Below are 1,524 nucleotides of genomic sequence, written 5' to 3' on the forward strand. Positions count from 1 at the left end.
CTAGTACGCCGACACAGGGATTCTGAATGGTTCAGGCGGCGGCCTTGTGCACTGCCGCCTGCGCCGTCAGCGGATAGGACTTGCCCAGCTTCTGGCGGGCGGAGTCGACGCCGAAGCGCCAGTGGATGCGGGCGCGAGCGAGGTTGCGCTGGCGCTGCCAACGCGCCACCTCGCGCTTGAGGGTCTTCACGTCGCCCAGTCGCCGGCCCAGGCACTGGCGCGTGAGGATGCTGATTTCAATCTCCACCATGTTCAGCCAGCTGGCGTGCTTGGGCACATAGTGAAACTCCAGCTGGCGCAGGAGCCGACGCGCCTCCTCGGGCGGAAACGTCTCGTAGAGGGCGGCCGCGCTGTGGGTGGAGAGGTTGTCGAGCACCACTCGCACCCGCTCCGCGTCAGGGTAGTGCTCATCGACGATGGCACGCATCTGGTGCGCAAAATCCTTCGAGGTGCGGCTGGGCGTGACGTCCACGTGGCGCTGTCCCGCGTGCACGTCCAGGTGAACGAAGAGGTTGGCCGTGCCGTTGCGCTGGTATTCGTAGTCGTAGCGGCGGGGGCGTCCCGGGGCCGCGGGCACGGGCGTGCGCACCTCGCCGATGAGTTGCACCGGCGTCTCGTCGAAGCACACCAACGGGCGTGCTTTGTCGGCGGGTGCCGCATACAACTCCAGCACGTCCTCCATGCGCGCCACGTACTCGGCATCCACCTTGGGGATGCACCACATGCGCCTCTGCCAGGGCTTCAGCTCGTTTTCTTCCAATCGCCGGCGCACCGTCTCGCGCGAGAGGCCCTGGTGCTCAGTCAGCCGCACCATCTCATCGGCGAGTAACTGAAGCGTCCAGCGGGCCCGCCCTGCCGGAGGCCCCGAGCACGCGGTTGCTACCAGCAAGGCTTCCTCCTTGCCACTGAGCTTGCGCTCCGCGCCCGCGCGCTGCTTGTCGTAGAGCGCGTGCTCGACGCCTCCTTCCACGAAACGGCGCTTCACTCGGAAGACGGTGGAGGCCCCCACCTGCACGCTTCTGGCGATGGCCTCGTCGGTGCGCCGGGCGTGTGCGGCCAGCAGCACCTGGGCCCGCTTGACGTGACGCACGCGCGCGGTGCCTCCGGCCACCAGAGCTTTCAACTCCTGCTTCTCCTCGGGGGTGAGCGTCACCCGGTGGCGTACATTCATGGGAATCCATCGCTCCAGCAAAGAGTGGAGACGGACTACCCACGGGCACCGCGTGTCGATTCCCTCCGAACCCCCACGCTTCACCGAGCTGCAGGGCCAGTACCTGGCCTTCATCTACGCCTACTCGCGAATTCACCGGCGGGCGCCGGCCGAAGCCGACATGCAGCGCTTTTTCGGTACCAGCCCGCCCACCGTGCACCGCATGGTGCTGGAGCTTGAACGGCTGGGCCTCATCCGGCGCAGCGCTGGCAAGGCGCGTAGCATCGAACTGCTTGTGCGGCCGGAGGCCCTGCCTGTCCTGCGATAGGCAGGGCCTATATCAACCGGTCAAAACCTCTGTGCCGGTGTACTAG

At 66.8% G+C, this 1,524-nt stretch carries 2 protein-coding genes; one reads left to right on the forward strand and one right to left on the reverse strand.

All coding sequences use genetic code 11. The annotated features are described in order from the left end of the window. Positions 1-31 precede the first annotated feature (31 nt). Positions 32-1,171, reverse strand: coding sequence for an IS630 family transposase (locus D7V80_RS40910; RefSeq protein ID WP_120593137.1), 1,140 nt, complete (start codon positions 1,169-1,171; stop codon positions 32-34). A 52-nt stretch (positions 1,172-1,223) separates the two neighbouring features. On the opposite strand from D7V80_RS40910, the gene D7V80_RS40915 reads away from it, so the two are divergent. Next, positions 1,224-1,478: a LexA family transcriptional regulator gene (locus D7V80_RS40915; RefSeq protein WP_120593138.1), complete on the forward strand. Its 255-nt coding sequence runs from the start codon at positions 1,224-1,226 to the stop codon at positions 1,476-1,478. The last annotated feature ends 46 nt before the right edge of the window (positions 1,479-1,524 follow it).

Source organism: Corallococcus sp. CA054B, from assembly GCF_003611625.1.
GTDB classification, from domain to species: Bacteria; Myxococcota; Myxococcia; order Myxococcales; family Myxococcaceae; genus Corallococcus; species Corallococcus coralloides.

Bases quoted from the DNA above. Each gene is read 5' to 3' on its own strand.
- D7V80_RS40910 (WP_120593137.1), bottom strand. From the start codon at position 1,171: ATGAATGTACGCCACCGGGTGACGCTCACCCCCGAGGAGAAGCAGGAG.